Source organism: uncultured Luteimonas sp. (assembly GCF_947492465.1).
Classification (GTDB): Bacteria; Pseudomonadota; Gammaproteobacteria; order Xanthomonadales; family Xanthomonadaceae; genus Luteimonas.
On record NZ_CANLNF010000024.1, the window covers coordinates 1 to 2,035 of the forward strand.

At 70.4% G+C, this 2,035-nt stretch carries 2 protein-coding genes; both read left to right on the top strand.

What is annotated here, in order from left to right; translation table 11 throughout:
* Positions 1 to 1,254: IS21 family transposase (gene istA, locus Q0863_RS18390; protein ID WP_298581754.1), on the top strand; the 1,254-nt coding region annotated here is incomplete at its 5' end.
* Positions 1,251 to 2,024: an IS21-like element helper ATPase IstB gene (istB, locus tag Q0863_RS18395; RefSeq protein WP_059401252.1), complete on the top strand. Its 774-nt coding sequence runs from the start codon at positions 1,251 to 1,253 to the stop codon at positions 2,022 to 2,024. The genes istA and istB, both read left to right, overlap by 4 nt.
* Positions 2,025 to 2,035: the final 11 nt, after the last annotated feature.

The following is a 2,035-nucleotide window of genomic DNA, read 5'->3' on the forward strand; positions in this document are numbered from 1 at the left end:
GGCGTGGCGATCACCGATCTGGAGATCCGCATGACCATCAAGACCCTGGCCGCCAAGGGCGTGCCCAAGCGGGCCATCGCTCGCCAGCTGGACCTGAGCGAAGGTACCGTCCGCTATCACCTCGCCCGGCAGGCCACCGGCGCCCGCGACGGCCGTGCCGACCAGCCCCGCCGGGCCGGCGTCGCTGCCGACGCGATCGCACACTGGATGGCGCACCACAACCGAACGAACCTGGCCGCGCTGCACTCCTGGCTCGTGGCCGAACACGGCTACACCGGCAGCCTGCGCTCGGTGCAACGCTTCGTCGCCGATCGCTACCCGCCACCCCCGGTCCGCGCCCGCCGCCGGGTGGAGACCCCGCCCGGAGCGCAAGCCCAGGTGGACTGGGCGCAGTTCCCGCGCATGGTCGTCGGCGGCGAGCTAGCCGCCCTGCACGCCTTCCACCTGGTGCTCTCGCACTCGCGCTTCGGCGCCGTCGTGTGGATGCCTGCCGAAGACAGCCTGTGCTGGCTGGCCGCGCACAACGCCGCCTTCGAGCGGGTTGGCGGCATCCCGGCCGTGCTGCGTGTCGACAACACGAAGACGGCCGTGGTGCGCGGCGCCGGCAGCTGGGGGCAGCTCAACGACAGCTATCGCCGCTACGCCACGACCGTGCGCTTCCACGTCGACCCCTGCGCGCCCTATAGCCCCGAGCACAAGGGCAAGGTCGAACGCGCCGTGCGGACGCATCGGGGCATCGACCTGGCTCGTCAGGCATGGGACAGCGTGGAGGAACTGCAGGCGGCGACGGACGAGGCGGTGCAAGACAGCGCCCGTCGCCGCCGTTGCCCGGCCACCGGCGGAAGCGTCTTCGACGCGTGGCAGGCCGAGCGCGCGGCGCTGGCGCCATTGCCGATCCTGCCGGTCCCCTTCGACGAAGTAGCCACCCGCCGCGTCGGCCGCGATGGCCTGGTCGCCTTCGAGGGCCGGCAGTACTCGGTCCCGTTCGCGTACCTGGGCCAGACGGTCGAAGTCCGCGGCGGCGTTGGCTGCGTCCAGGTGCTGGCCGACCAGCAGATCATCGCCCGGCACCCGCGGCATACCGACCACCGGTTGCTGATCGATCCGACGCACTACGAGGGTCCGGCGACCGACACCGTACAGCCGCCCACGCCGCTCGGCCGCATGGGGCGGCGGCTGCAGGAACTGGCGGCGATGCCGGTGCAGCAGCGCCCAATCGACCTCTACGCCGCGCTGGCCGAGGTGGCCCGATGAGCCGTCGCAAGCTCGATGTCGACCGCACCCGCGAGCGCCTGCTCGGCCTGGGGCTGGCGCACGCGGCCGACCAGCTCGAGCCGTTGCTCAGCGAAGCGGTCAAGGAAGGACATGCGCCCCACGCCCTGATCGATGCGCTGCTCGATGCAGAGCACCAGGCACGCGAAGGGCGTCGCGTGCGAACCGCACTGCGGTTGTCGAGCCTGCCCAACGGCCAGACGCTCGCCGACTTCGACTTCGCGTTCCAGCCAGCGATCGAGCGCTCGCGCATCGATACCCTGGCCACGTGCGCCTACATCCGCGCGGCCGAGACCATCCTGATCCAGGGCCCACCCGGCGTTGGCAAAAGCCATCTGGCAGTCGGCCTGGGCGTCAAGGCCGTCGAGCACGGGTTCTCGGCGCAGTTCTACCGCTTCGACGAACTCAAGCTGCAGCTCAAGGCCGACGCCCACCTGCCTCCGGCGCGGCTGCGACGGCGCAAGTACCTCAACACCGCCCTGCTGATCATCGACGAGCTGGGCTTCGAGCCGATGACCCGCGATGAGGCCAGCCTGTTCTTCCGCCTGGTCACCTACCGCTACGGGCGCGGCGCGATCCTGATCACCACCAACAAGTCCGTGCGCGACTGGACCGAACTGCTGGCCGGCGACGAAGCCCTGGCCGCGGCCATCCTCGACCGACTCCTGCACAAGGCTCACGTGCTGAACATCAAGGGGAGAAGCTACCGACTCAGAGATCTGGAAGCCACCCTCGGCACGACCCGCAACTGATCCTCAACCCG